The sequence below is a fragment of the Pseudomonas sp. PB120 genome, from assembly GCF_009761815.1.
Taxonomy (GTDB): Bacteria; Pseudomonadota; Gammaproteobacteria; order Pseudomonadales; family Pseudomonadaceae; genus Aquipseudomonas.
This window is the reverse complement of record NZ_RWIN01000109.1, coordinates 1-23,726: the sequence shown is the minus strand read 5'-3', so window position 1 is coordinate 23,726 and position 23,726 is coordinate 1. Positions and strand designations below refer to the sequence as shown.

General features: G+C 62.1%; 23 protein-coding genes. 12 read left to right on the top strand and 11 right to left on the bottom strand.

Annotation, left to right across the window (positions count from 1 at the left end):
• The first annotated feature begins 110 nt into the window (after positions 1 to 110).
• On the top strand, positions 111 to 1,094 hold the full coding sequence (locus EJA72_RS19910) for an AraC family transcriptional regulator (protein WP_157713083.1): 984 nt from the start codon (positions 111 to 113) through the stop codon (positions 1,092 to 1,094).
• 17 nt (positions 1,095 to 1,111) lie between these two features.
• Here the strand turns inward: EJA72_RS19910 and EJA72_RS19905 are convergent, their stop codons facing one another.
• The 3 genes from EJA72_RS19905 to EJA72_RS19895 all read right to left on the bottom strand — a co-directional run bounded on the left by EJA72_RS19905 (position 1,112) and on the right by EJA72_RS19895 (position 3,054).
• Positions 1,112 to 2,323, bottom strand: coding sequence for a cytochrome c biogenesis protein DipZ (locus EJA72_RS19905; RefSeq protein WP_157713082.1), 1,212 nt, complete (start codon positions 2,321 to 2,323; stop codon positions 1,112 to 1,114).
• 216 nt (positions 2,324 to 2,539) lie between these two features.
• Positions 2,540 to 2,752, bottom strand: a complete 213-nt coding sequence (locus EJA72_RS19900) for a hypothetical protein (RefSeq protein WP_157713081.1) — start codon at positions 2,750 to 2,752, stop codon at positions 2,540 to 2,542.
• A 41-nt stretch (positions 2,753 to 2,793) separates the two neighbouring features.
• Positions 2,794 to 3,054: a DUF2790 domain-containing protein gene (locus EJA72_RS19895; protein ID WP_157713080.1), complete on the bottom strand. Its 261-nt coding sequence runs from the start codon at positions 3,052 to 3,054 to the stop codon at positions 2,794 to 2,796.
• A 304-nt stretch (positions 3,055 to 3,358) separates the two neighbouring features.
• On the opposite strand from EJA72_RS19895, the gene EJA72_RS19890 reads away from it, so the two are divergent.
• Together EJA72_RS19890 and EJA72_RS19885 are read left to right on the top strand one after the other, a co-directional pair.
• Positions 3,359 to 4,099, top strand: a complete 741-nt coding sequence (locus tag EJA72_RS19890) for a response regulator (RefSeq protein ID WP_157713079.1) — start codon at positions 3,359 to 3,361, stop codon at positions 4,097 to 4,099.
• Positions 4,096 to 5,409, top strand: a complete 1,314-nt coding sequence (locus EJA72_RS19885) for an ATP-binding protein (protein ID WP_157713078.1) — start codon at positions 4,096 to 4,098, stop codon at positions 5,407 to 5,409. Before EJA72_RS19890 ends, EJA72_RS19885 begins: the two co-directional genes overlap by 4 nt.
• Positions 5,410 to 5,593: 184 nt before the next feature.
• On the opposite strand, the gene EJA72_RS19880 is transcribed toward EJA72_RS19885, so the two are convergent.
• The 4 genes from EJA72_RS19880 to EJA72_RS19865 all read right to left on the bottom strand — a co-directional run bounded on the left by EJA72_RS19880 (position 5,594) and on the right by EJA72_RS19865 (position 10,699).
• The gene (locus EJA72_RS19880) at positions 5,594 to 7,219 is read right to left on the bottom strand and encodes a methyl-accepting chemotaxis protein (RefSeq protein ID WP_157713077.1); all 1,626 of its coding nucleotides are present in this window, start codon (positions 7,217 to 7,219) and stop codon (positions 5,594 to 5,596) included.
• A gap of 419 nt (positions 7,220 to 7,638) precedes the next feature.
• The gene (locus tag EJA72_RS19875; RefSeq protein WP_178129472.1) at positions 7,639 to 8,388 is read right to left on the bottom strand and encodes a putative DNA-binding domain-containing protein; all 750 of its coding nucleotides are present in this window, start codon (positions 8,386 to 8,388) and stop codon (positions 7,639 to 7,641) included.
• Positions 8,381 to 9,220: a DUF692 domain-containing protein gene (locus tag EJA72_RS19870; RefSeq protein WP_157713076.1), complete on the bottom strand. Its 840-nt coding sequence runs from the start codon at positions 9,218 to 9,220 to the stop codon at positions 8,381 to 8,383. Before EJA72_RS19870 ends, EJA72_RS19875 begins: the two co-directional genes overlap by 8 nt.
• A 144-nt stretch (positions 9,221 to 9,364) precedes the next feature.
• A complete protein-coding gene (locus EJA72_RS19865) occupies positions 9,365 to 10,699 on the bottom strand; it encodes an acetamidase/formamidase family protein (RefSeq protein ID WP_157713075.1) in 1,335 nt (444 codons plus the stop codon).
• 426 nt (positions 10,700 to 11,125) lie between these two features.
• On the opposite strand from EJA72_RS19865, the gene EJA72_RS19860 reads away from it, so the two are divergent.
• Positions 11,126 to 12,172, top strand: a complete 1,047-nt coding sequence (locus tag EJA72_RS19860; RefSeq protein WP_157713074.1) for a class I SAM-dependent methyltransferase — start codon at positions 11,126 to 11,128, stop codon at positions 12,170 to 12,172.
• A 115-nt stretch (positions 12,173 to 12,287) separates the two neighbouring features.
• Positions 12,288 to 13,130: an NAD-dependent protein deacetylase gene (locus EJA72_RS19855; protein ID WP_157713073.1), complete on the top strand. Its 843-nt coding sequence runs from the start codon at positions 12,288 to 12,290 to the stop codon at positions 13,128 to 13,130.
• Between the two features lie 125 nt (positions 13,131 to 13,255).
• On the opposite strand, the gene EJA72_RS19850 is transcribed toward EJA72_RS19855, so the two are convergent.
• Complete coding sequence (locus tag EJA72_RS19850) at positions 13,256 to 14,158, bottom strand: LysR family transcriptional regulator (RefSeq protein WP_157713072.1); 903 nt, start codon at positions 14,156 to 14,158, stop codon at positions 13,256 to 13,258.
• A 182-nt stretch (positions 14,159 to 14,340) separates the two neighbouring features.
• Here EJA72_RS19850 and EJA72_RS19845 point away from each other — a divergent pair, with 182 nt between their 5' ends.
• The 3 genes from EJA72_RS19845 to EJA72_RS19835 are packed head-to-tail and all read left to right on the top strand — an operon-like array spanning position 14,341 to position 16,934.
• On the top strand, positions 14,341 to 15,039 hold the full coding sequence (locus EJA72_RS19845) for a CoA transferase subunit A (RefSeq protein ID WP_157713071.1): 699 nt from the start codon (positions 14,341 to 14,343) through the stop codon (positions 15,037 to 15,039).
• Positions 15,040 to 15,075: 36 nt separating this feature from the next.
• Positions 15,076 to 15,741 carry a CoA transferase subunit B gene (locus EJA72_RS19840; RefSeq protein WP_157713070.1) on the top strand — a complete coding sequence of 222 codons (666 nt, stop codon included), beginning with the start codon at positions 15,076 to 15,078 and terminating at the stop codon, positions 15,739 to 15,741.
• An 11-nt stretch (positions 15,742 to 15,752) separates the two neighbouring features.
• A complete protein-coding gene (locus EJA72_RS19835) occupies positions 15,753 to 16,934 on the top strand; it encodes an acetyl-CoA C-acetyltransferase (protein ID WP_157713069.1) in 1,182 nt (393 codons plus the stop codon).
• Positions 16,935 to 17,124: 190 nt separating this feature from the next.
• On the opposite strand, the gene EJA72_RS19830 is transcribed toward EJA72_RS19835, so the two are convergent.
• Positions 17,125 to 17,727 (bottom strand): NADPH-dependent F420 reductase, encoded by a 603-nt coding sequence (locus EJA72_RS19830; RefSeq protein WP_157713068.1) that lies wholly within the window; start codon positions 17,725 to 17,727, stop codon positions 17,125 to 17,127.
• Positions 17,728 to 17,839: 112 nt separating this feature from the next.
• On the opposite strand from EJA72_RS19830, the gene EJA72_RS19825 reads away from it, so the two are divergent.
• Positions 17,840 to 18,742 (top strand): LysR family transcriptional regulator, encoded by a 903-nt coding sequence (locus EJA72_RS19825; RefSeq protein ID WP_157713067.1) that lies wholly within the window; start codon positions 17,840 to 17,842, stop codon positions 18,740 to 18,742.
• A 106-nt stretch (positions 18,743 to 18,848) separates the two neighbouring features.
• On the opposite strand, the gene EJA72_RS19820 is transcribed toward EJA72_RS19825, so the two are convergent.
• Both EJA72_RS19820 and EJA72_RS19815 read right to left on the bottom strand, forming a co-directional pair.
• Positions 18,849 to 20,168, bottom strand: a complete 1,320-nt coding sequence (locus tag EJA72_RS19820) for an Nramp family divalent metal transporter (RefSeq protein ID WP_178129467.1) — start codon at positions 20,166 to 20,168, stop codon at positions 18,849 to 18,851.
• Between the two features lie 78 nt (positions 20,169 to 20,246).
• Positions 20,247 to 20,780: a chalcone isomerase family protein gene (locus tag EJA72_RS19815; protein ID WP_157713065.1), complete on the bottom strand. Its 534-nt coding sequence runs from the start codon at positions 20,778 to 20,780 to the stop codon at positions 20,247 to 20,249.
• Between the two features lie 164 nt (positions 20,781 to 20,944).
• Between EJA72_RS19815 and EJA72_RS19810 the strand changes: the two genes are divergently transcribed.
• The 3 genes from EJA72_RS19810 (at position 20,945) to EJA72_RS19800 (ending at position 23,624) form a co-directional block, all read left to right on the top strand.
• A complete protein-coding gene (locus tag EJA72_RS19810; RefSeq protein ID WP_178129475.1) occupies positions 20,945 to 21,739 on the top strand; it encodes a hypothetical protein in 795 nt (264 codons plus the stop codon).
• A gap of 214 nt (positions 21,740 to 21,953) precedes the next feature.
• A complete protein-coding gene (locus EJA72_RS19805; RefSeq protein WP_157713063.1) occupies positions 21,954 to 22,865 on the top strand; it encodes a DMT family transporter in 912 nt (303 codons plus the stop codon).
• 84 nt (positions 22,866 to 22,949) lie between these two features.
• Complete coding sequence (locus EJA72_RS19800) at positions 22,950 to 23,624, top strand: glutathione S-transferase family protein (protein WP_157713062.1); 675 nt, start codon at positions 22,950 to 22,952, stop codon at positions 23,622 to 23,624.
• The last annotated feature ends 102 nt before the right edge of the window (positions 23,625 to 23,726 follow it).

Below are 23,726 nucleotides of genomic sequence, written 5' to 3'. Positions count from 1 at the left end.
TTAAGCGTCCTGCCCGATCGTCGGCCAACCTTGTCCGATCGTCCGGAGATTCCGCCTGGCGTCGCGACGGGCTCACAATCAACCATTGCCACGCCAGCCGGGAAATCACCATGGATGCCCTGTCCCAAACCCTGCGCGTCGTCCGCCTGGTCGGCGCGATTTTCATCAACGCCAGGTTCACCGCGCCCTGGTGCTACCAGTCGCCCAGCGCCGACACGGCGGCGCCGTACCTGGAGCCCGGCGCCGAGCGCGTGGTGATCTTCCACCTGATCACCGAAGGTGAGTGCTACGTCGAATTGGGCGATGACCCTCCCCTCCTGTTAACCGCCGGCGATGTGGTGGTGTTTCCCCAGGGCGACGCCCATCGCATGGGTTCTGAGCCTGGGCTGAAACCCGCCACCGGCGCGCGGCTGGACGTGGTGCTGGCGCGTCGTCCCCGGCAGTTGAGTTATGGCGGTGGCGGCGCGGTCACGCGGCTGGTGTGCGGTTATCTGGCGTGCGATACGCGATTGGCGGGCATGCTGCTGACCGGGCTGCCAGCGATTGTGCGGGTCAACGTGCGCGGCTCCAGTGCCGGAACCTGGCTGGAATCGTCGGTCCGTTATGCGCTGGCGGAAGCCCGATCCCCCCGGCCCGGCGGCGAAGGCGTACTGGCCAAACTGGCCGAGGTGCTGTTTATCGAAGTCCTGCGCCTGTACATGCACGAACAGGGTGAAGGCCGAACCGGTTGGCTGGCGGGGGTCAGTGACCGGATTGTCGGTGCCGCGCTCAACGCGCTGCACAAGACACCCTGCCATGCCTGGACCCTGGAGGAACTGGCCCGTACCGCAGGCACCTCAAGATCGGTGTTGGCCGAACGCTTTCAACAACTGGTGGGGATTTCGCCGATGCAGTACCTGACGCAATGGCGGATGTTGCTGGCGGCGAACTTGTTACGCAGCAGTAACAGTTCATTGATGCGGATTGCCGAAGAGGTGGGCTACCAGACCGATACGGCGTTCAGTCGGGCCTTTCGTCGCGAGTTCGGTGCGCCACCGGCAGCCTGGCGGCGCAACCAGGAAAAACGCGAAATGGCTCACGACGCGGGCCGGTGAGCCATCGATTCGACGGGTTACGCGGCAGGCGCTTTGGCTTCTTGCAGCAACTGCTGAATCATCTGCTCCTGCGTGTCGTAGCTGCCTTCACCGAAGTGGGTGTAACGCACCTGGCCCTTGGCGTCGATCAGGTAGTGGGCAGGCCAGTACTGGTTGTCGAAGTTGCGCCAGATCGCGTAGTTGTTGTCGATCGCCACCGGGTAAGTGATGCCGAGCTTTTTCACCTGAGCCTTGACGTTATCGATGATGCGTTCGAACCCGTATTCAGGGGTGTGCACGCCGATCACCACCAGGCCATCCTTCTCGTATTTCTTTGCCCAGTCCTTCACGTACGGCAAGGTGTGCTGGCAGTTGATGCAGTCGAAGGTCCAGAAGTCCACCAGCACCACTTTGCCTTTGAGGGCGTCGTTGGTCAGCGCTGGCGAGTTGATCCATTCAACCGCGCCGGACAGTGACGGCATCGCGCCCTTGGCGTTGTCCATCGAGGAGTCGGCCTTGACCTTGCTCACCAGGTAATCGACGACTTTCGGCACGGTTTCCAGCACGCCTTTCTCGACGCTGCTCACGCCTTCGGACGAGGTTCCGGCCAGCAGGGTTTTGTCGGCGCCGGTGGCAATCACCGCCGCAGCGCCCAGCACGGCAACACCGGCACCGCGACGCAACCAGCCGGTGACCGGAATCGACGCTTTCAAACGATTGACCAGGCCGCGACCGGCGAAGATCAGGGTGCCCAGGGACAAGGCGCTGCCCAGGCCGTACGCCACCAGCAACAGACTGGTCTGGGCGTTGGCGCCTTGCAGCATGGCACCGGTGAGGATCACGCCGAGGATCGGCCCGGCGCACGGCGCCCAAAGCAGGCCGGTGGCGACGCCGATCATCAGCGAGCCGAGCGGGCCGGACATTTTGCGGGTGTCGGGGTCGAGGCGGTTGCCCAACAGTACAAACGGACGGGCCAGCCAGCCGCCGATTCGAGCGGAAATCAGCGACAGGGCGAACAGCGCCATCACGATCAGGGCCACGTGACGGCCGGTGTTGTTGGCTTGCACCACCCATTCGCTGCTGACCACGGCCAGGCTGGAGATCAGGGCGAAGGTCAGGACCATGCCGCCGAGGGTGAGCAGGATGGAAGACCGCGAGCGGTCGGCGCCGGCGAACAGGAACGGTACCACCGGCAGAATGCAGGGGCTGAGGACGGTCAAAATGCCGCCTAGGAAAGCGATGAGGAACATGGGATCACCTTAAAAAATGTGGAAGGAACGATGAACCTTGTGGCGAGGGAGCTTGCTCCCGCTGGCCGCGAAGCGGCCCCAAAACCTGCGATTACATTTCGCCAAATAGAACTCATGGGCAGGTTTTTACGACTGCTACGCAGCCGAGCGGGAGCAAGCTCCCTCGCCACAAGTGCGTTGTCGGCCACTTAATCAGGAGTGACCCGAGTTTGGTCTTCAGGCCGTCTGGCTATCCAGCTGCTGCCCCTGCGGCGTATGGCTCGCACCGTCCTGTGCCAACAAGGCGTCGCCGCCCTTCCCGGCCACGGGCGTCAGTTGAAAGCAGGTCGCGCTGCCGCAACTGCTTTTTTCGACAGCAGCGTTGGCGTGGGCGGCGGCGCCGGCGAAGGCAAAAGCGGCGGCGGTCAGATAGCGGGTGACGTTGTTCATGGTGGTCTTCCTGTATCAAAGGGGATTGGCGAGCGAAGGACTCAGTTGTCTTCGTTGCAGTCGGCAAATTTGCGGTAGTCCAGGACCTGGGTCTTGTCGTGGGAGTCCAGGTAGGTCAGCTGGGCATTCACAATTCCGCAGGAAGCCGAAGCGTCCTGTGTGAGCGACACGACTTTCTTGATGTCCAGTTGCGTGCCGTAGGTGTAGGTTTTAGCGTTGACGTCCGCTTCGGCCCGGGCCGACAAAGTGCAGATGTTCAGTGCGGCAAACAGGCAAGCGGCGTAGATGGCTTTGGTGTTCATGGCAATGTCCTCAAGGCTTCAATGGTCAGGTCGTTCTATTGAGCCGAGGCGGTTGGGTTTGCCTCGTTGGAACCTATTAGAAGCCCGCGAGGTATCTCGTCTGTGTCGAAAACAGGCGGGTGTAAATCGGTACGTATCTAAGTCGCCCTGCGATACAGAGCGATACAAAACCCCTGGAAATCGGTGTTTTTGCGTTCACGTGTATCCGCCGACAAGCCAGATACACTGCAATACAAAGCGATAAGGGCGAGCGGCTCCGGGCTCGGTAGACTGCGCACATTCCCCATTCACAGAGGCAGGTCCCATGGAACACGTCGATCACATTCTCATCGTGGACGATGACCGCGAAATCCGGGAGCTGGTAGGCAACTACCTCAAGAAGAACGGCCTGCGCACCACCGTTGTCGCGGACGGTCGGCAAATGCGTTCCTTTCTCGAATCGACGCCCGTGGACCTGATCGTGCTCGACATCATGATGCCGGGCGACGACGGCCTGATGCTCTGCCGCGAGCTGCGCGCCGGCAAACACAAGGCCACGCCGGTGCTGATGCTCACTGCGCGCAACGATGAGACCGACCGCATCATCGGCCTGGAAATGGGCGCCGACGATTACCTGGTCAAGCCGTTCGCCGCCCGTGAACTGCTGGCCCGCATCAATGCCGTGCTGCGCCGCACGCGGATGCTGCCGCCCAACCTGGTGGTCACCGAAAGCAGTCGCCTGCTGGCCTTCGGGCGCTGGCGCCTGGACACCTCGGCCCGGCACCTGCTGGATGCGGACGGCACGATGGTTGCGCTCAGTGGCGCCGAATACCGATTGCTGCGGGTCTTCCTCGATCACCCGCAACGGGTGCTCAACCGCGATCAACTGCTGAACCTGACCCAGGGCCGCGACGCCGACCTGTTCGACCGCTCCATCGATTTGCTGGTGAGCCGCTTGCGCCAGCGCTTGCTGGACGACGCCCGGGAACCGGCCTACATCAAGACCGTGCGCAGCGAGGGTTATGTGTTTTCGCTGCCTATAGAAGTGCTCGGTGAAGCGTCATGAACCTGACGTTTCGCTGGCCCCGTACCCTCGCCTCGCGGCTTTCGCTGATTTTCCTGATCGGGCTGATCCTCGCCCAGGCGCTGTCCTTCGGCGCGCAGTACTACGAGCGTTACGAAAGCGCGAAAAACACCATGCTGGGCAACCTGGAAACCGACGTCTCGACGTCCATCGCCATCCTCGACCGCTTGCCCGCCGAAGAGCGCAAGAGCTGGCTGCAGCAACTGGAACGGCGCAATTACCGCTATCTGCTGGATGACGGTTCGCCCGGCGTGGCCATGAGCGACACGCCGATTGCAGTGACCTCGATCAAGGACGCCATCGGCAAGGATTACCCGATGACCGTGACCGACATCCCCGGTCCGCAAAAACACTTCCAGGTGCATTTGAAGCTGGCTGACGGCAGCCCGGTGACCATCGATGTCCGGCCGTCCATGGTGCCGCTGTCGCCGTGGCTGCCCTTCGTGTTGCTGGGGCAACTGGCACTGATGATTGCCTGCACCTGGCTGGCCGTGAGAATCGCCATCCGCCCGCTCACTCGCCTTGCCGAAGCCGTAGAAACCCTCGACCCCAACACCCACCCGGTGCTCCTCGACGAAAAAGGCCCGACCGAAGTGGCCCACGCCGCCAGGGCCTTCAACTCGATGCAGGCGCGCATCGCGGCGTATCTGAAGGAGCGCATGCAACTGCTGGCGGCGATCTCCCACGACCTGCAAACCCCGATCACCCGGATGAAACTGCGCGCCGAATTCATGGATGATTCCAGCGAGAAAGACAAACTGTGGAACGACCTCGGCGAAATGGAGCACCTGGTGCGCGAAGGCGTGGCCTATGCCCGCAGCGTGCATGGCGCCACTGAAGAAAGCCGGCGCACCGACCTGGATTCGTTCCTCGACAGCCTGGTCTTTGACTATCAGGACGTGGGCAAGGACGTACAGTTGAGTGGCAAAAGCGCGGCGGTGATCGACACCCGGCCACACGCCTTGCGCCGGGTGCTGGTGAACCTGACGGACAACGCGTTGAAGTTCGCCGGGGCGGCGGAGTTGCAGGTGGAATCGAAGGCTGATGGCCGTTTGTCGATCAAGGTAATGGACCGTGGCCCGGGCATCGCGGAAGACGAACTGGCCCAGGTGATGGAGCCGTTCTACCGCGTCGAGAACTCGCGCAACCGCAGCACCGGCGGCACCGGGCTGGGGCTGGCGATCGCGCAGCAGCTAGCGCTGGCGCTCGGGGGATCGTTGACGTTGAGCAATCGCGAAGGCGGCGGGCTGTGCGCGGAGCTGAAATTACCGACACAAAAAACTCCCCGCTAACACCCCACCCCGTACCTCGACAGCTGCTACAACGTGCGTATTGCAAATCACAACCCGCTGACACCCCGTCCCGTAGCAGCTGTCGAGGTACGAGGCGGCGTCGGGCTGCGCAGCGGCCCCCGAGGGCGGTCCTGCGGACACGCAACGCAGCCTCGTGCCTCGGCAGCTGCTACAACGGTGGGTGTTAAATCACGAAGCGTGACACCAGCCCATTCAAGTCCACGGCCAGGCGCGACAATTCGTGGGTGGCGGCGCTGGTCTGGTTGGCGCCGGCGGCGGACTGGGTCGCCAGGTCGCGGATGTTCACCAGGTTGCGGTCGACTTCACGGGAAACCTGCGCCTGTTCTTCCGACGCGCTGGCGATCACCAGGTTGCGCTCGTTGATCAGATGGATCGACTGGGTAATCTGTTCCAGTGCCACCCCCGCCGCCCGCGCCATTTCCAGAGTGCTTTGGGTCCGTTGATTACTCTGCTGCATCGACGAAACCGCTTCACCGGTGCCGTTCTGGATGCCGGCAACCATTTTCTCGATTTCCTGAGTCGATTGCGCGGTGCGATGCGCGAGTGCCCGAACCTCATCCGCCACCACGGCAAAACCGCGCCCGGCTTCACCGGCACGGGCGGCTTCGATGGCAGCGTTCAACGCCAGCAGGTTGGTTTGCTCGGCAATCGCGCGAATCACGTCCAGCACCTTGCCGATGTCGCGCCCCTGAGCCGCCAGGCCTTCGATCATCAGCGAGGTGTTTTGCACGTCGTGGGTCATGGTCTGGATCGCGCCGACAGTTTCCACCACGCGGTCACGACCTTCCCGGGCGGCCTGGGTCGACTGGCTCGACGCCTCGGACGTCGAGACGGCGTTACGGGCGACTTCTTCCACGGCGGCGGTCATTTCGTTGACGGCGGTGGCGGCCTGTTCGATTTCGTTGTTCTGCTGCTGCAGGCCACGGGACGCTTCTTCCGTGACCGTGCTGAGTTCCTCGGCGGCGGCGCCCAATTGCGTGGCGGAACCGGCGATCTGCTCGATGGTTTGGCGCAGGTTGGTCTGCATGGCGGACAAGGCGCCGAGCAAACGGGCCGGTTCATCCTTGCCGTCGACGTCGATGGTCTTGGTCAGGTTGCCGCCAGCAATGGTTTGCGCCGCCTGGAGCGCGCGATTTAGCGGCGTGACGATGCTGCGGGTCAGCAGCCAGGCCAGCAGGACAGTCATCAACGCGGCGATCACGGCAACCACAATGATCCCGGTGATGGCACTGCTGTACTGCTCGCCCGCTAAAGCGGAAGCCGTTTTGGCATAGCCAGTGTTGAGTGCCACCAGCTTGTTGAGCTGCTCGCCCATCTGGTCGGTGCCGTCCTTGATCCGCGTGTTGATCAGGGTGCGCAGGTCATCGAGCTGATTCTGCCGCGACAGCTCCATCATCTGGTTCTGCGCCTGCATGTAACTGTCCAGCGTGACCGTGAAGGTCTTGTACAGCGCCGCTTCTTCCGGCTGCGCGGGCAACGCGGCGTAACTGGCTTGCGCGCTGCGCAGCTTGTCAGCGAGAACGGTAATGCGCGACTGGGCATCCTGCAACGCCGCCGGATCACGGTTAACCAACACCCGGAACGAGAGAATCCGCATCCGCAGGACGTTCTCCGTCATGTTGCCCAAAAAACCGACGCTGGGCAGTTGCGTACTTTCCATGTCGATGGAGGCCTGGCGAATGATCGACATGCGGTTCACGGCAAACACACCGAGCACGATAACCAGCAAGGCAATGAAGGCAAAACCCAGAAAAGCTCGAGGCGCGATGTTCAGATTACGCAGGGACATAGGATGACTCTCGGGTGATTTAAGCGTCGAGCATCCTTGCCGTGATCGATGTATTGCAGGGGTGTCGTGGCACCGGTGGTGCGCGCCTGTTCTCTGTATCGGCGGGTGTTGAGAATGTTTACGGGATTTGGAAACAAATAAGACGAGCGGCAAAAAACACGAACCCCGGAAAGCCTTCACCCTTGATAGGAACATTGGCGACCGGATGGACTCGATCTGCTTCGCGGCACCGATCTTCTTTCACCTGACGCGGTACTTCTTCTCTGCCCCTTAAATCCCAAACACTACCGCCCCACTGTAGGAGCGAGCTTGCTCGCGATGAGGCCATCAGATCCAACATAGAGGTTGGCTGACGCTCCGCCATCGCGAGCAAGCTCGCTCCTACAGTGGGACGGTGGTGTTTGGGAGACTGCGATTGATCAGCCCACCACCCCTTCCCCATGCATCTGCCGCAACAACGCCGCCCCGCTGTCCATGAAGTCCTGCGAGCCGGCCGTTCCTGCCTCAACCGCCAAACCCTCCAGTTGCTCACGCCCGCTCAACTGGGGAAACTCTTCGATCCGCTGCAACAGCCGCCACGCCAACGGGCTCAGTTCGGAAAACTTCACGCTCCAGTCCTCAACCCGGCGCACCAGCAGCAACGTCGGCTGAGCCGGGGGAGCTTCAGGTCTATAATCCGGCCCCACCCACTGCACCGGCCAGCCATAAGCCAGAGGCCAGGCCAGCGGCGAAACCTGCAACGGTCGATCCAGGATCAGCGCCACATCGGTCGCCGGCAACGGTTCGGCGTCGGACTGTTGCAACACCATCTCGACCCACTCGTAATGCGCCAGCTCCACCATGAACGGTGGCCACTCGCCCTCACTCAACGCTTGCGGCTGCGATGCCATGAACTCGACAAACTCCCTGGCGATTTCGCCGAATTTTGGCGTTTGCGCGCGATGGTCCCGCAGAAAGATCCGAACCAGCGAACGCCATTGTTCATCGCCCAGAATCCTGATCAGCACCGGGAAGGTTCCGCTGAGCAACGTCAGCAGGTTGGCGAAAATGAGGTCGCGATAGACCTGGGCCCGGGCGGTGTTCACCTCGCCGGGCGGTGCACAATGTTCGGGATCGCGCAGGTAACGGCCCATGGTCGCTTGCTGCTGAAACAGGCTCGGCTTATCCACGGTTCACCCCCTCGCTTTGCAGGCGGCGAATGGTCTGCAGTTCCGCGACCAGTTCAGCGAACACCGGGAAGTTGAAATCTCGCTCCAGCAGCGTCGGCTGTGCCCCGAACAGGGTGTAGGCCTGAGCGAGTAACGACCACACCACCGGTTTGACTGACGCGCCGTGGGTGTCGATTTTCAAGGTGTCGGACTCATCGAAATGCCCGGCCACGTGCATCGCCACCACTCGGCCGGAATCGATGCCGGCCAGAAAGGTTTGCGGATCGAAACCGTGGTTGATCGAGTTCACGTACACGTTGTTGATGTCCAGCAGCAGGTCGCAATCGGCTTCGCGCAGCACCGCGTTGGTGAAGGTCAGCTCGTCCATATCCTGTTGTGGCGCCGCGTAATAGGACACGTTTTCCACCGCCAGGCGCCGACCGAGAATGTCCTGGGCCTGACGGATGCGCGCCGACACGTGGTGCACCGCTTCTTCGGTAAAGGGCAACGGCAACAGGTCGTAAAGATGACCGTCATCGCTGCAATAGCTCAAGTGCTCGCTGTACAGCGGCACGTTGTGGTGATCGAGGAACACCCGCACTTCCTGCAAAAAACCCACGTCCAGCGGCGCCGGCCCGCCCAATGACAGGGACAACCCGTGGCAGGACAGCGGATAGCGCTCGGCCAGTTCACGCAACGCATGACCGTGGGCGCCACCGATGCCGATCCAGTTCTCCGGTGCGACTTCCAGAAAGTCGAAATCGCCGGCACGCGCCGCTTGAAGGTCTTTCATTAAACCGCGACGCAGGCCGAGCCCGACGGTCGCGTTTGCTGAGGTGATGGAGGTCTGCATGATGTCGGTCTCAAGGGTTGCCGGAACGGACTTACAGTTAACCGAAGGGCTGTATCGGGCCTGTGTTCCAGTCCGGCAGAAAATCGCTGCGTTTGTGTCGTCGGCGGGCCTGTACACACTGCGGTACAAACCCGCCGCTCAGCGTTACGCCAGGTCGTACTTTTCGCGCACCAGATGGCCGATGCCGATGCGATCAAGCACGTTCATCGGGCACAGGAACGTCACGCGGACGGTACCGGGCAACCGGCTGATGTCGATCGAGCCGGTGATGGTCGCGCGGTTGAGCACTTCGTCATACGGCAGGCCTGTGACCGAGGCCGCGCGCTTCAGGCCGTTTTCCACGGCCACGTTGAGGTTTTCGCCACTGCCGATGAAAGTGATCGGGCCGCTATCCTCGATTTCATGCTGCCCCCAGCGCTCACCCAACTCGCGGACTTTCTGGCGTTGCAGGGCATTCATGGGCCGCGCCATCGGCGGCAGGTCGTCGAGGTTTTGCAGGAGGATCGGCCCTTCCAGGGTCAGGTTTTTGATCACTTCGACCTGCACCTCGGTTTCCCCGGAACAATCGGTGGCATGCCCGGCGATTTCGCCGTTGCCCTGCTGGGCGTGCATGTCGCCCATGTACACCCCGGCGCCCGGCACTTTCACCGGGCAGATCAGCACGCAGCCTTCGCGGATCGAGTTGGTGTCCATGTGGCCGTCGGTCTTGGCTGCATGCAGTTCTTCACGCGACATGCCGAAACGGTGCGGTGCATTGATCAGGTATTGGCCGAAATCGGCGCAGTTGTGGGAGTCGGGCAAATCTCGGGACGGCGTGGTGCCGATGTTGCCGAGGAACGGCCGCATGTGCGCGGCAACGCCCGGGATGTCGGCGCGGGCCAGGGACAGGATCGAATGCTGGGCGGCGAATTCCGGCAGCGCCGACATCTCTGCAGCATTGCCCGCCAGTTGGTTCGCGACCGCTTGATTGACCGTCAGGCTCACCTGGTTTTGTGCATCGAACACGATCACGTAGCCGTGGCTGAAGCGGAACGCGCTGACCTCGGCGCCGCAGGTGTTACAGCGAATCGAATCCTCGCCAATGCCGTCGACGTGGCTGGCCGGGTGTTCAGTGCCGCACTTGGCGCAGAATTTGGAAACGAACGGATCGCCGTGATAGCGACCTTCGACAAATTTCATCACCCCGGACGAGGTGGCCAGCGAGGTGACGCGCAGGCTCTTGATCTTGATCGCCACGGCATCGCCAATCTCGGCACCGGCAATCGTCACCGGCTGCGTCACTTCATGGCCGCCCTCGAACGCCGGCGTGATCATCGGCCCCCAACAGCCCGGCGGCGTGCCGGTGATCAGGGTGCCGCCGTCGGCCAACGGGCCGAGCATCGCCTGGCTCGGGCCGATGATGCCGCTGGTGTATTGGTCGACGCGCAGACGATTCACGGGTGCAGGTTTCAGGTCGGTTTCAGGCAGGAGCGTGGTCATTGTTGTCCCCTTACGGTGGATAGGGCGCCACATGGCCTGTGCAGTTCATCGCAGTTTTGTATCCGGGCTGTGTTTGGGGGGACCGGGTAATGCCGGGAACTGTATCGAGAGGCCGACTGGATACACTGCGATACACATCCCCCCCCCTGTAGGAGCGAGCCTGCTCGCGAAAAGCTCGAGGGCACCGTTGGGCATCTGGTTTTACGCGTTATCGTTGACGACCATCGCGAGCAGGCTCGCTCCTACAGGGGATTTGTGTGAGTCAGGGCTTTCGTCGCTCCGGACGGCAGCGCATGACCCGCGAACTAAACTTAATGCACCCAGGACATGATTACCGTCCTGTTCATACCCACGACCACCGCCCAGAGGTGAACGCTTCAAAAACCTAGGCCCCTGGACCGTGATCCTTTTGAAGGAGCACACGTGATGGACGAGGCCAGACTCAACGATTTCATGGGCAAACTGGTCAATGACATGGGCGGCGCAGCGATGCTGGCCAACGTCATCCTCGGCGAAGAGCTCGGGTTGTACCGCGCCATGGCCGACAGCCAGCCCATTACCCCTGAAGCACTTGCCGACAAAACCGGCTGCAACGCCCGTCTGCTGCGCGAATGGCTGAGCGCCCACGCGGCGTCCGGCTACATGGAACACCGCGACGGCCAGTTCCGCCTGCCCGAAGAGCAAGCCCTGGCGCTGGCGATCGACGATTCGCCGGTGTATGTGGCGGGCGGCATCGGCGTGGTTGCATCGTTTTTTCATGACAAAGACAAACTGGTCAAAGCCATGCGCGGCGACGGCGGCCTCGCCTGGGGCGATCACCATCCGTGCATGTTCAGCGGCACGGAACGGTTTTTCCGGCCCGGGTACAAGGCGCACCTGGTCGCCGAGTGGCTGCCGGCCCTAGACGGCGTGGTGGCGAAACTGGAGGCCGGCGCCAAAGTGGCGGACATCGGCTGCGGGCATGGCGCCTCCACGGTGATCATGGCCCAGGCCTACCCTGATTCGCGGTTCGTCGGTTTCGACTACCACGCGCCCTCCGTCACCGTGGCCACCCAACGCGCCGAAGAAGGTGGCGTGTCCGGGCGCGCGCGGTTCTTTCAAGGCACCGCGAAGAGTTTTCCTGGCGACGACTATGACCTGGTCTGCTACTTCGACTGCCTGCACGACATGGGCGACCCGGTGGGGGCAGCGCGACACGCGTTCGATGCGCTGAAACCGGACGGCACGGTGCTGCTGGTGGAACCGTTCGCCAACGACGCCCTCGACGACAACGTCACCCCGGTGGGTCGGCTGTTCTACGCCGCGTCGACCTTTATTTGCACGCCGAACTCGCTGTCCCAGGAAGTCGGCCTCGGGCTCGGCGCCCAGGCCGGTGAAGCGCGGCTGCGCAAAGTGTTCACCGAGGCCGGGTTCAAGACATTCCGCCGGGCTACGGAAACGCCGTTCAACCTGATCCTGGAGGCCCGTAAATAAACACGCGATCCCTGTAGGAGCGAGCTTGCTCGCGATGGAGGGTCAGGTACATTGATGTTGCTGACCCACCCTCGCGAGCAAGCTCGCTCCTACAAAGGTCACCGCCGTGTTGAACATGCCAGGCAGTCCCATCCGCGAACAACTCAACCAGCTCCAGCAACTGATGGCTGACCAGCCATTCGCGGTCCTGACCGGCGCCGGTATCAGCACCCCGTCCGGTATTCCGGATTACCGCGACAATCAGGGTGTGCGGCGTGGCCGGCAACCGATGATGTATCAGGAATTTCTCTCGGCCCCCGAATCCCGGCGCCGCTACTGGGCGCGGGCGATGCTCGGCTGGCCGCGGGTGCGCCAGGCCCGGCCGAACGTGGCCCATGAAGCGCTGGCCGGTTTGCAGGGCTCGCAACGGATCAACGGACTGATCACACAGAACGTCGACACCTTGCATGACCAGGCCGGCAGTCATGACGTGATCGAGCTGCATGGCAGCCTGCATCGGGTGCTGTGCCTGGATTGCGGCGAACGCAGCGAACGGGATTCGATCCAGCAATTGATGGAAGCGCAGAATCCGTACCTGGCCGGAGTGGACGCGGTGCAGGCGCCGGATGGCGACACCTTGCTGGATGCCGCGTTCGAGGCACGGTTCCAGGTGCCGCATTGTCCGCATTGCGCCGGTGAACGGATGAAACCGGACGTGGTGTTCTTTGGCGAAAACGTGGCACAGGTGACAGCGGCCAAGGCAATGGCGGCGGTCGAAGCCGCTGCGGGGTTGCTGGTGGTGGGGTCGTCGTTGATGGCGTATTCGGCGTTTCGCCTGTGCCGGGCGGTGGCGGATCAGGGCAAACCGTTGATTGCGATCAATCTGGGGAAAACCCGAGCGGATGAACTCCTTGACCTAAAAATCGAAGGCTCCTGCGAACAGCTGCTTCCATTACTGGCACAGCACCTCAATCACTGAAAAAACCAGCCCCCCTGTAGGAGCGAGCTTGCTCGCGATGGTCGTGAACGATAACGCGTTAAACCAGATGCCCAACGGTGCCCTCGGGTTTTTCGCGAGCAAGCTCGCTCCTACAGGAATCGTGATCAATTCATGGAAATCTGCTCACCCAGGTTCTCCGCCCTGAGAATATCGAACAACGCCTGCGCCGCCGCCGACAGCTCAACCCCTGGCTTGGTCAACACCCCGATCGCCCGCTCCACCACCGGATCGCGCAACGTAATGCACCGCGCGCCCAGCTCACGCATTTGCCCGGCGCACAACGCCGGTACCGCGCTCACCCCCAACCCGCTCGCCACCATCTTGCCGACGGTCGCCAACTGGTGACTCTCGAACTCCACCGGCAACTTCATCCCCCGGGCCTGCAAATGTTCTTCGAGCATCACCCGCACCGTGGATGGCCGTTGCAAGGTGATGAACGGTTCAGTGAGCAACGTCTGCCAGTCGATATCGGCCCGCTCGGCGAACACAGAATCATGAGGCACCACCGCGACAAACCGGTCCACGTACAACGGCGTAAAGGCCAGCGACGAACTCTGCGTCGGCTCAAACGCGACCCCCAGCTCAACCTGGCGGTCACGCACCATCTCCAGCACCTGCTCGTTGATCACGTCGTTGACCGTGACGTTGACCTTTGGGTACCGGGCGCGGAAAGTCTTGAGGATCGGCGGCAGCAGGTTGCCGGCAAACGACGGCATGGCAGCCAGGGTCACGCGACCGCGTTGCAGGGTGAAGCGTTGGCGCAGTTCATCTTCGGCATTGTCCCAATCGGCAATCAGCCGGCGCGCCAGCGGCACCAGGGATTCGCCTTCCGGGGTCAGCGCCACATTGCGCGTGTTACGGGTAAACAAGCGCCCGCCCAGCCCCTCTTCCAGCGCCTTGATGGTCAGGCTCAAGGCCGATTGCGACAGGTGCAACCGTTCGCATGCGACGGCAAAGCTCAGGCTCTGGGCCACGGCCAGAAACGCGCGGATCTGCTTGACTGTCATGCGGGAATTGCTCCAGTAATAAAATCGCCATCGCGAGCAGGCTCGCTCCTACAGGCACAGGGTTGATTGGTGAGTTTTATCTATCAATCGACATTAAAAATCAACTTAACAAAAGAATACTCCGGCGCGACACTCTACCCATACGGCTAGCCAGCCGCCCACAAAGAATAAAAGAGGTGCATATGGCAGGTTTCGACAAGCGCGTGAGTTCCTATGAGGAAGCTCTGGCAGGTCTTGAAGACGGCATGACCGTGATCGCTGGCGGCTTCGGCCTGTGCGGCATCCCGGAAAACCTGATCGCCGAGATCAAGCGCAAGGGCACCCGCGACCTCACCGTCGTTTCCAATAACTGCGGCGTCGACGGTTTCGGCCTTGGCGTGCTGCTGACCGATCGCCAGATCAGCAAAGTAGTGGCCTCCTACGTCGGTGAGAACAAGCTGTTCGAAGAACAACTGCTCAAAGGCGAGATCGAAGTGATCCTGACTCCCCAAGGCACCCTCGCCGAAAAAATGCGCGCGGGCGGCGCCGGCATCCCGGCCTTCTTCACCGCCACCGGCGTTGGCACCCCGGTCGCCGAAGGCAAGGAAGTACGCGAATTCAAAGGCCGCAAGTACCTGATGGAAGAGTCCATCACCGGCGACTTCGCCATCGTCAAAGGCTGGAAGGCCGACCATTTCGGTAACGTCATCTACCGCCACACCGCCCAGAACTTCAACCCGCTGGCAGCCACCGCCGGCAAGATCACCGTGGTCGAAGTCGAAGAAATCGTCGAACCCGGCGAGCTGGACCCGGCGCAGATCCACACCCCTGGCATCTACGTCGACCGGGTCATTTGCGGCACGTTCGAGAAGCGCATCGAACAGCGCACCGTGCGTAAGTGATCCCCTGCCCCCGGACCGAATGAAGGAATAACAACAATGGCACTTTCCCGCGAACAAATGGCTCAACGCGTCGCCCGCGAAATGCAGGACGGCTTCTACGTGAACCTGGGCATCGGCATTCCGACCCTGGTCGCCAACTACATCCCTGAAGGCATGGAAGTCATGCTGCAGTCGGAAAACGGCCTGCTCGGCATGGGTCCTTTTCCTACTGAAGAAACCATCGATGCCGACATGATCAACGCCGGCAAACAAACGGTGACCGCGCGTACCGGCGCGTCGATCTTTTCCTCGGCCGAATCCTTCGCGATGATCCGCGGTGGCCACGTCGACCTGACCGTGCTCGGCGCCTTCGAAGTCGACGTGCAAGGCAACATCGCTTCGTGGATGATCCCCGGCAAGCTGGTCAAGGGGATGGGCGGCGCGATGGACCTGGTGGCCGGCGCCGACAACATCATCGTCATCATGACCCACGCGTCGAAGGACGGTGAGTCCAAGCTGCTGAGCCAATGCAGCCTGCCGTTGACTGGCGCCGGTTGCATCAAGCGCGTGCTGACGGACCTGGCTTACCTGGAAATCGAAAATGGCGCTTTTGTCCTCAAGGAACGCGCACCTGGCGTCAGCGTCGAGGAAATCGTCGCCAAAACCGCTGGTAAACTGATCGTCCCGGATCACGTTCCGGAAATGCAGTTCGCTGCCCAGTGAGGAATCATTCCATGCAAGAAGTTGTCATTGTTGCCGCCACGCGCACCGCGATCGGCAGTTTCCAGGGCTCCCTGGCCAATGTTTCTGCCGTTGACCTCGGCGCGGCGGTCATCCGTCAGCTGCTGGCACAAACCGGCCTCAACCCGGCGGAAGTCGATGAAGTGATCATGGGCCAGGTACTGACCGCCGGCGCCGGGCAGAACCCTGCACGCCAGGCCGCGATCAAGGCCGGCCTGCCCTTCACCGTGCCCGCCATGACCCTGAACAAGGTCTGCGGCTCGGGCCTCAAGGCCCTGCACCTGGGCGCCCAGGCGATTCGCTGCGGCGACGCCGAGGTGATCATTGCCGGTGGTCAGGAAAACATGAGCCTGTCCAACTACGTCATGCCCGGCGCACGCACCGGTCTGCGCATGGGTCACGCGCAAATCGTCGACACCATGATCAGCGACGGTCTGTGGGATGCGTTCAACGATTACCACATGGGCATCACCGCCGAAAACCTGGCGGAAAAATACAGCCTGACCCGCGAACAACAGGACGCCTTCGCCGCCGCTTCGCAGCAGAAAGCCTCGGCCGCCATTGAAGCCGGGCGTTTTGTCGATGAAATCACGCCGATCCTGATTCCTCAGCGCAAGGGCGATCCGCTGTCCTTCGCCACTGATGAACAGCCACGCGCCGGCACCACCGCCGAAGCCCTGGGCAAACTGAAACCGGCCTTCAAAAAGGATGGTTCGGTAACCGCGGGTAACGCTTCGTCTCTGAACGACGGGGCTGCCGCCGTGATCCTGATGAGCGCCGAAAAAGCCAAGGCCCTGGGCCTGCCGGTACTGGCGAAAATCGCTGCCTACGCCAATGCGGGCGTCGACCCGGCCATCATGGGCATCGGCCCGGTGTCGGCCACTCGCCGTTGCCTGAGCAAGGCCGGCTGGTCCATCGATCAGCTTGATCTGGTTGAAGCCAACGAAGCCTTCGCCGCGCAATCGCTGGCGGTGGCCAAGGACCTGGAATGGGACTTGAACAAGGTCAACGTCAACGGCGGCGCCATCGCCCTGGGCCACCCGATCGGTGCTTCGGGCTGCCGCGTGCTGGTGACCTTGCTGCACGAAATGATCAAGCGTGACGCCAAGAAAGGCCTCGCCACCCTGTGCATCGGTGGCGGCCAGGGCGTAGCGCTGGCGCTCGAGCGGGCATAAAGCACACCCCCATATTTTGTGGTGGGGGCTTTTGTGGCGAGGGAGCTTGCTCCCGCTGGGCTGCGGAGCAGCCCCAAAATCTCGGCAAAATGTGAGATTTTGCGAGCGCTTCGCACTCGAGCGGGAGCAAGCTCCCTCGCCACAATGGGTCATCGTCTGTATCCGTGACGGGCGTCAGATGTGCCTGGCTTCAGGCAAACTTCACCAGATTCAACGTCGGCAACGGCCCGCCCGGGAACTGCACCAGCCGCGCCCCGACACTCAACGCCCCCAGATCAATCCCGAAGAACCCCAAGCGCTCGGTCAATGCAATCACTTGCGCGTTCGCCTCGGCATCATCGCCCGACACAAACAGCACCCGCCGCCCACCCTCCGCTGCCGGGTCGCTTTCCAGAAAACGCGCCTGCAGGTGATTGAACGCCTTCACCAGCCGTGCGCCCGGCACCCATTCGGCAAACACTTCGCTGGACATCCGCCCGTTCAGATCAACGGCTTTGAACGATGGCGCCTCAATCGAGTTGTTGGCGTCGATGACGATCCGTCCGCCGAAATCCGGTAGGCCACCCAGCGCAGCCGGCAACTTCGACCAGTTCACCGCGACCAGCACGATGGGTTGCGCCGCCGCTTCTTCACGGGTTCCGGCACGGGCCGTCGGCCCAAGTTCTTCTACCAGCGCGGCCAGTGTTTCCGGGCCACGGCTGTTGGCGATGACCAATTCGATGCCTTGACGCGACAACGCTCTGGCAAAGGCTGTCCCGATGGCGCCGGCGCCGATGATTCCGATAGTGCTCATGATTTTTCACTCCGAGGGGTTGGTGTTGGAGTGAATACTGCGCTTGCCATTGAGGCTTGATTAGCGGGTAATGATTTGAATGATCTTCAAGCATTGCTATCAGGTGCTAGCCATGGAAACCCTCACCAACCTCGAATCATTCGTGCGCAGTGCAGAGACCGGGAGCTTTTCCGGTGCCGCACGCTTGCTCGCGCTCACGCCCGCAGCCGTGAGTCGCAACGTGGCGGTGCTGGAACGCAACCTCGGCGTGCGGCTGTTCCAGCGCTCGACACGCAAACTTTCCCTGACCGAAGCCGGAGAAGGTTTTCTCGCCAGTATCGGCGGCAACCTGGAAGCGTTGCAGGCGGCGATCAGCGCGGTCACCACCGACCGTGGCGAGCCGGCCGGCGTGCTCAAGGTGAGCCTGGCGCCGACCTTCGGCATTGGCCAGGTCCTGCCATTGCTGCCGGCGTTTCTGGCGCGCTATCCATTGATTCGCCCGGAATGGCACTTCGAAAATCGCGCCGTGGACCTGATCGCCGAGGGGTACGACGCGGCCATCGGTGGCGGGTTCGAACTGACACCAGGCGTCGTGGCGCGGACCTTGGCGGCGGCGGATGTGGTGGCCGTTGCCTCGCCGGGTTACCTGCAAGGTCGCACGTTGCCCGACAATCCACAGGAGCTGTCGCGATTCGACGGCATTGCGATGCGGGGCAGCGGCACCGGGCGGATTCGCCAGTGGGTGATGCAGGATGGCGCCGGTAACGAAGCGGCGGCCAACATCAACCAGACCATCGTGCTGAACGATCCGGCGGCCATGCGCGAGGCGGCGATCCTGGGGTTGGGCGTGACGTTGCTGGTCTTGCCCGATGTGGCGGCGAATATTCAGCGCGGGGAACTGGTGCGATTGCTGCCCGACTGGTACGCCGATGCGGGGCCGATTTCGTTGTATTACCCGAGCCGGACGTTGATGCCGGCCAAGACTCGGGTGTTTATAGATTTTGTCGTTGAAGCATTCCAAAGGGAGACTGCGTAATCGTTCATCGTCGGAACGCCGCCCGGAGCCGGCTCGCTCCCACATTTGATCTGCGGTGAATCCAAAACCTGTGGGAGCGAGCCTGCTCGCGATGAGGCCCGCCCAGTCACCCCAAAAACTGAAAGATCAACCAACTGTTAGCCCCACTGATCACCGCAAACAACCCCCAGGCCAACACCCGCGTCGGCAGCCGATTCACAAACGGCCCCATCAGCTTTCGGTCATTGGTCATGCGAATCAGCGGATACAACGCAAACGGCAACTGCAAACTCAACACCACCTGACTCAACACCAGCAGCTTGCCAATCGCCCCGTCGCCCATCAGCCACACACCAATGAACGCCGGAATCAGCGCCAGCCCCCGGGTAATCAGGCGCCGCTGCCAGCAGGGAATCCGCAGGTTCAGGTAGCCCTCCATGATCACCTGCCCGGCGATGGTGCCGGTAAAGGTCGAACTCTGACCCGACGCCAGCAACGCCACGCCGAACAGCACGCTGGCCAACGCGCCGCCCACCAATGGATCGAGCAAGTGGTAGGCGTCCTGAATGTCCACGACATCGGTATGCCCGGTCTTGTGAAACGCTGCCGCCGCGAGAATCAGGATCGCCGCATTGACCAGCAGTGCCAGGGCCAGGGAGCCAATGGTGTCGATGCGCGCCAGTTTCACCGCATCCTGCTTGCTGGCCAGGTCCTTGCCGATCATCCGGGTCTGTACGATCGAGGTGTGCAGGTACAAGTTATGCGGCATCACCGTGGCGCCAAGAATACCGATGGCCAGGTACAGCGGCGCCGCGTCCGTGAGGGCCGACAATGACGGCGTAAACCCTCGGGCAACGTCTGGCCAGTAAGGCTTGATCAGCAGCAACTCGACGAAAAAACACACGCCGATGGTGCTCACCAACACCAGCATGATCGCTTCCAGTCGCCGAAAGCCACGGTTTTGCAGGGCCAGCACCAGCAGCGTGTCGAACGCCGTGAGCGCGATGCCAACCGTCAGCGAACAGCCCAGCAACAAGTGGAACGCCAACGCGCAACCGAGCACTTCGGCCAGGTCCGTGGCGATGATCGAGATTTCCGCCAATAACCACTGCAACCGCGCGGTCGGCGTGCTGTAGCGTTCGCGGGACAATTGCGCCAGGTCCCGCCCGGTGGCAATGCCCAGCCGCGAACACAGGCACTGCACCACCATCCCCGCCAGACTCGCCAGCAGCACCACAAACAACAGGCTGTAACCGAACCGCGAGCCGGCCTCGATGGCGGTCGCCCAGTTGCCGGGGTCCATGTAGCCGATGGACACCAGCAAACCCGGACCGGCAAAACGCAGGACGCGTTTGAAGAACGACGCGCTCGGGTCAACGGCAACACTGCCGGCCACTTCCGGTGGGCAAAACGGCGCCGTGGCGACTTTGGGCAAAGTGAATTTCACGCGAGGGTCCGTCAACAGGTGGGAGTGGGCAGCTTAGACGTTTAAACCCGAGGGCCCAAGGCCAAAAGCCCTCTAAGTTCAGGGTTTCGCGGTGCCCAGCAACTGCTGGCGCAATTGTGGATTGCGTGTCCGCGGATCGAACCAGATATCGAAAAACGCCCGGGCGAACTGCGGGTCCTTCACTTCGTACTGCAACTGTTGACCGACAAAGAAGCGCGCCCCCTGCCCCGGCAAATACACGCCGGTGATCCGGGTCCCGGCCTGTACATCGATGAACGACTGCTGCATCTGCGCTTGCCAGGCCTCCAGTTGCCCGGCGCTGATCGACGGGCCGGACAATCGCTTGATCTCATCGATACTGGCCTGCACCAGATCCTCCCTGGAAATCGCACGCTGATAGATCAGCTCCAGGGCAAACGGCTGATCGCTGGCCAAGGGTCGCGAGACGCTCCACAGCCGCGCGTTATAGACGTCGAAACCGTACATCCGGAACTCGCCAGTACCAATGACCTGAGCACCGGGCAAGGAGTCCTGCCAACCGGCGAATGCCTGGCTGCCCAACAATGCCAACAGCCACAGGCCATGCCGTAAAGGGGATCGTTGTGGGCTCATGATCGGCTCGATTCATCGCGGTTCGGGGCTGATACTTATACGGAGAATAGATTGCCGTACAACTATTCGCGAATTGCGCTTTGTATACAAAAACCGGTATTTCATAGAGCAATCCATCATCTGCAATGCTAACGTTGCCGCTCACTCGGGTCGGAGATGTGTCGGTGTTGATGCTCAAGTTGCTGGTGATTCCTGGTTTTCTGCTGTTGATTTCCCTGGCCGGGAAACGCTGGGGCCCCAGTGTGGCGGGCTGGCTGTCGGGGTTGCCGGTGGTTGTCGGGCCGATTCTGTTTTTCCTCGCCATCGAGCAAGGCCAGGTATTCGCGGCCCAATCGGCGACGGCGGCGTTGTCGGCCATGTTCGCGATGATTGCCTTCTGCGTCACCTATGCCCAGGTCGCGCAACGTGCCGGCTGGCCGTGGGCGTTGACGATTTCGCTGCTGGTCTGGGCCACCATCGCCGTGGTGCTGTCGTTGATCCCGGCGTCCCTGACCTTTTCGGTGATCGCCGCCGCCAGCGCGCTGCTGGCGGCGCCCTACCTGTTCCCGCAGGTCCGGCCCATCGTTTCAGGCCCCGCACCTAAATCCGACAAACTGCTGCTGCGCATGGTCGCCGGCGCCCTGCTGACCCTGGCCGTTACTGTGTTGGCCAGCACCGTCGGCGATCGCTGGAGCGGACTGCTCGCGGTGTTCCCGGTGCTGGGCAGCGTGATGGCAGTGTTTTCCCAGCAAACCCGCGGGCCGGCCTTTACCGCGGCCTTGCTACGCGCCACCGCCACCGGCATGTATTCGTTCGCCGCGTTCTGCCTGGTGCTGGCGCTGGCCTTGCCTGAGATGGGCTTGCCAGCGTTCCTCCTCGGCGTTGCGGTGTCCGTGGCGATGCTCGGGGTCACCCGGCGCTTGTTGGCCAAACCAGCGACCCCCACGGCGGACGCTGGACGTACGGCCATCAAGCGCTAAGCTGCTTCAAGTCACCGGGCCAGTGGATCAGAAAATGTCGCAGACCCTGTAGGAGCGAGCTCGCTCGCGATGAACCCGAGAACGCCACGGAGTGCCAGGCTTCCCGCGTTTTCGTTGACGACCATCGCAAACAAGCTAGCGCCTACAGGACGTCCAGCGGCCGATCCACGCGTTATCAGGATAGTTGCCCGCTCTTCGCGCTGAAGGAACAGTCATGACTCAGCTTCAAAGCGCCACATCCGCGACGGCCGTCGGCGTGATCGCGATCGTGCTCTGGTCCTCCCTCGCCCTGCTGACCACCCTGACCGAAGGCATCCCGCCCTTTGAACTGCTGACCCTGGGTTTTGGCGTCGCGTTCGTCGCGAGCGTGATGATCCTGGGTCGACGCGGGATCGCGGGCTTCAACAGCTGGCGACAACCGTGGGCCGTATGGGCGACCGGGTTCGTCGGCATATTCGTCTATCACGCGCTGTACTTTTTTGCGCTGAAGGCTGCGCCCGCTGCCGAAGCCAGCCTGATCAATTACCTGTGGCCCCTGCTGCTGGTGCTGCTGTCGGCGCTCTCGGCCGGAGAAAAGCTGCACAAGCGGCAAATGCTCGGTGCGTTGCTGGGCCTGGCCGGGACCGCGTTCATCATGCAGCAACGGGTTCCCGACGTGAGCGCAGCGGTGCCTATCGCCGGTTATCTCGCCGCGTTCGGCTGTGCAGTCATCTGGGCCAGTTACTCGGTGTTCAACCGCCGGTTCAGTGAAGTGCCCAGCAACATCATCGGCGGTATCTGCGGGTTGGTCGCTCTCGCGGGGCTGGTCTGTCACCTGGCCTTTGAAACCTCGGTACAGCCGGATGTCAGCCAGTGGACCGCGATTGTCGTCCTCGGCCTGGGGCCGGTCGGGCTGGCGTTTTTGGCCTGGGACCACGCCACCAAACGCGGAAGCCTGGCGACGCTGGGCGCGCTGTCCTACCTGGCGCCGCTGATCTCCACGTTGCTGCTGATTACCGTGGGGCGCAGTCATGCCAGTCCTTTTTTGATCATTCCCGCGCTGCTGATCATCGCCGGCGCGGTCATTGCCACGTCGCACGCCAGCCCCAAAGCCCCGACAACACCTTCGATGGTTTCGAACGAATAGAGCGAAAACCTCGTACGTCAATCGAACGGGTTTGGCTCACCATCAGCCTCAGTTCCTAACCCAACATTGACTGAGGCCTACACCATGAAATTCTTTTTCCACCCTTCGCCAAACCCGATGAAAGTTGCCCTGCTGCTCGAAGAGCTGCAAACCCCTTACGAACTGATCGGCGTTGACACCTTCAAGGGCGAGCAACACCTGCCAGCCTTTTTGGCGATCAACCCGAACGCCAAGGTTCCGGCCCTGGTCGACGGCGACGCCACCGTCTTCGACTCCCAGGCCATCCTGCTGCACCTCGCGCAAACCCATCAGCGCTTCCTGCCGACCTCGATTGCCGGCCAGGCTGAATTGCTGTCGTGGCTGATGTTCATCGCCACCGGCCTGTCGCCGTTCTCTGGCCAGGCCGTGCACTTCCTGCACCACGCGCCGGAAGACCTGCCGTACGCGAAAAATCGCTACCTGAAAGAAGTGGAGCGTCATTACCGCGTGCTCGACCAGCGCCTGGCCGATCACCAATACCTGGCGGGCGACACCTACAGCATCGCCGACATGGCACTGTGGGGCTGGGCCAACTACGCGCCGTACATCCTCGGCGAGAACGGCCTCGCGGCGTACCCGAACGTCAAGCGCCTGTTCGATGAAATCAGCGCCCGCCCGGCGGCCCAACGTGCCCATGGCCTGAAAGAAAAACTGGTGCTCAAGGCCGAGTTCGACGAAGAAACCCGTCGCAACCTGTTCCCGCAGAACCAGGCGCAGTAAAACTGTAGCAGCTGTCGAGCTTGCGAGGCTGCGTCGGGCTGCGCAGCGGCCCCCGGGGGCGGTCCTGCGGACACGCAACGCAGCCTCGCAAGCTCGGCAGCT

Excerpts from the sequence above, each read along its gene's own strand:
- EJA72_RS19910 (WP_157713083.1), top strand. The coding sequence starts at position 111 with ATGGATGCCCTGTCCCAAACCCTGCGCGTCGTCCGCCTGGTCGGCGCG.
- EJA72_RS19905 (WP_157713082.1), bottom strand. The coding sequence starts at position 2,323 with ATGTTCCTCATCGCTTTCCTAGGCGGCATTTTGACCGTCCTCAGCCCC.
- EJA72_RS19900 (WP_157713081.1), bottom strand. The coding sequence starts at position 2,752 with ATGAACAACGTCACCCGCTATCTGACCGCCGCCGCTTTTGCCTTCGCC.
- EJA72_RS19895 (WP_157713080.1), bottom strand. The coding sequence starts at position 3,054 with ATGAACACCAAAGCCATCTACGCCGCTTGCCTGTTTGCCGCACTGAAC.
- EJA72_RS19890 (WP_157713079.1), top strand. The coding sequence starts at position 3,359 with ATGGAACACGTCGATCACATTCTCATCGTGGACGATGACCGCGAAATC.
- EJA72_RS19885 (WP_157713078.1), top strand. The coding sequence starts at position 4,096 with ATGAACCTGACGTTTCGCTGGCCCCGTACCCTCGCCTCGCGGCTTTCG.
- EJA72_RS19880 (WP_157713077.1), bottom strand. The coding sequence starts at position 7,219 with ATGTCCCTGCGTAATCTGAACATCGCGCCTCGAGCTTTTCTGGGTTTT.
- EJA72_RS19870 (WP_157713076.1), bottom strand. The coding sequence starts at position 9,220 with ATGCAGACCTCCATCACCTCAGCAAACGCGACCGTCGGGCTCGGCCTG.
- EJA72_RS19865 (WP_157713075.1), bottom strand. The coding sequence starts at position 10,699 with ATGACCACGCTCCTGCCTGAAACCGACCTGAAACCTGCACCCGTGAAT.
- EJA72_RS19860 (WP_157713074.1), top strand. The coding sequence starts at position 11,126 with ATGGACGAGGCCAGACTCAACGATTTCATGGGCAAACTGGTCAATGAC.
- EJA72_RS19855 (WP_157713073.1), top strand. The coding sequence starts at position 12,288 with ATGCCAGGCAGTCCCATCCGCGAACAACTCAACCAGCTCCAGCAACTG.
- EJA72_RS19850 (WP_157713072.1), bottom strand. The coding sequence starts at position 14,158 with ATGACAGTCAAGCAGATCCGCGCGTTTCTGGCCGTGGCCCAGAGCCTG.
- EJA72_RS19845 (WP_157713071.1), top strand. The coding sequence starts at position 14,341 with ATGGCAGGTTTCGACAAGCGCGTGAGTTCCTATGAGGAAGCTCTGGCA.
- EJA72_RS19840 (WP_157713070.1), top strand. The coding sequence starts at position 15,076 with ATGGCACTTTCCCGCGAACAAATGGCTCAACGCGTCGCCCGCGAAATG.
- EJA72_RS19835 (WP_157713069.1), top strand. The coding sequence starts at position 15,753 with ATGCAAGAAGTTGTCATTGTTGCCGCCACGCGCACCGCGATCGGCAGT.
- EJA72_RS19830 (WP_157713068.1), bottom strand. The coding sequence starts at position 17,727 with ATGAGCACTATCGGAATCATCGGCGCCGGCGCCATCGGGACAGCCTTT.
- EJA72_RS19825 (WP_157713067.1), top strand. The coding sequence starts at position 17,840 with ATGGAAACCCTCACCAACCTCGAATCATTCGTGCGCAGTGCAGAGACC.
- EJA72_RS19815 (WP_157713065.1), bottom strand. The coding sequence starts at position 20,780 with ATGAGCCCACAACGATCCCCTTTACGGCATGGCCTGTGGCTGTTGGCA.
- EJA72_RS19805 (WP_157713063.1), top strand. The coding sequence starts at position 21,954 with ATGACTCAGCTTCAAAGCGCCACATCCGCGACGGCCGTCGGCGTGATC.
- EJA72_RS19800 (WP_157713062.1), top strand. The coding sequence starts at position 22,950 with ATGAAATTCTTTTTCCACCCTTCGCCAAACCCGATGAAAGTTGCCCTG.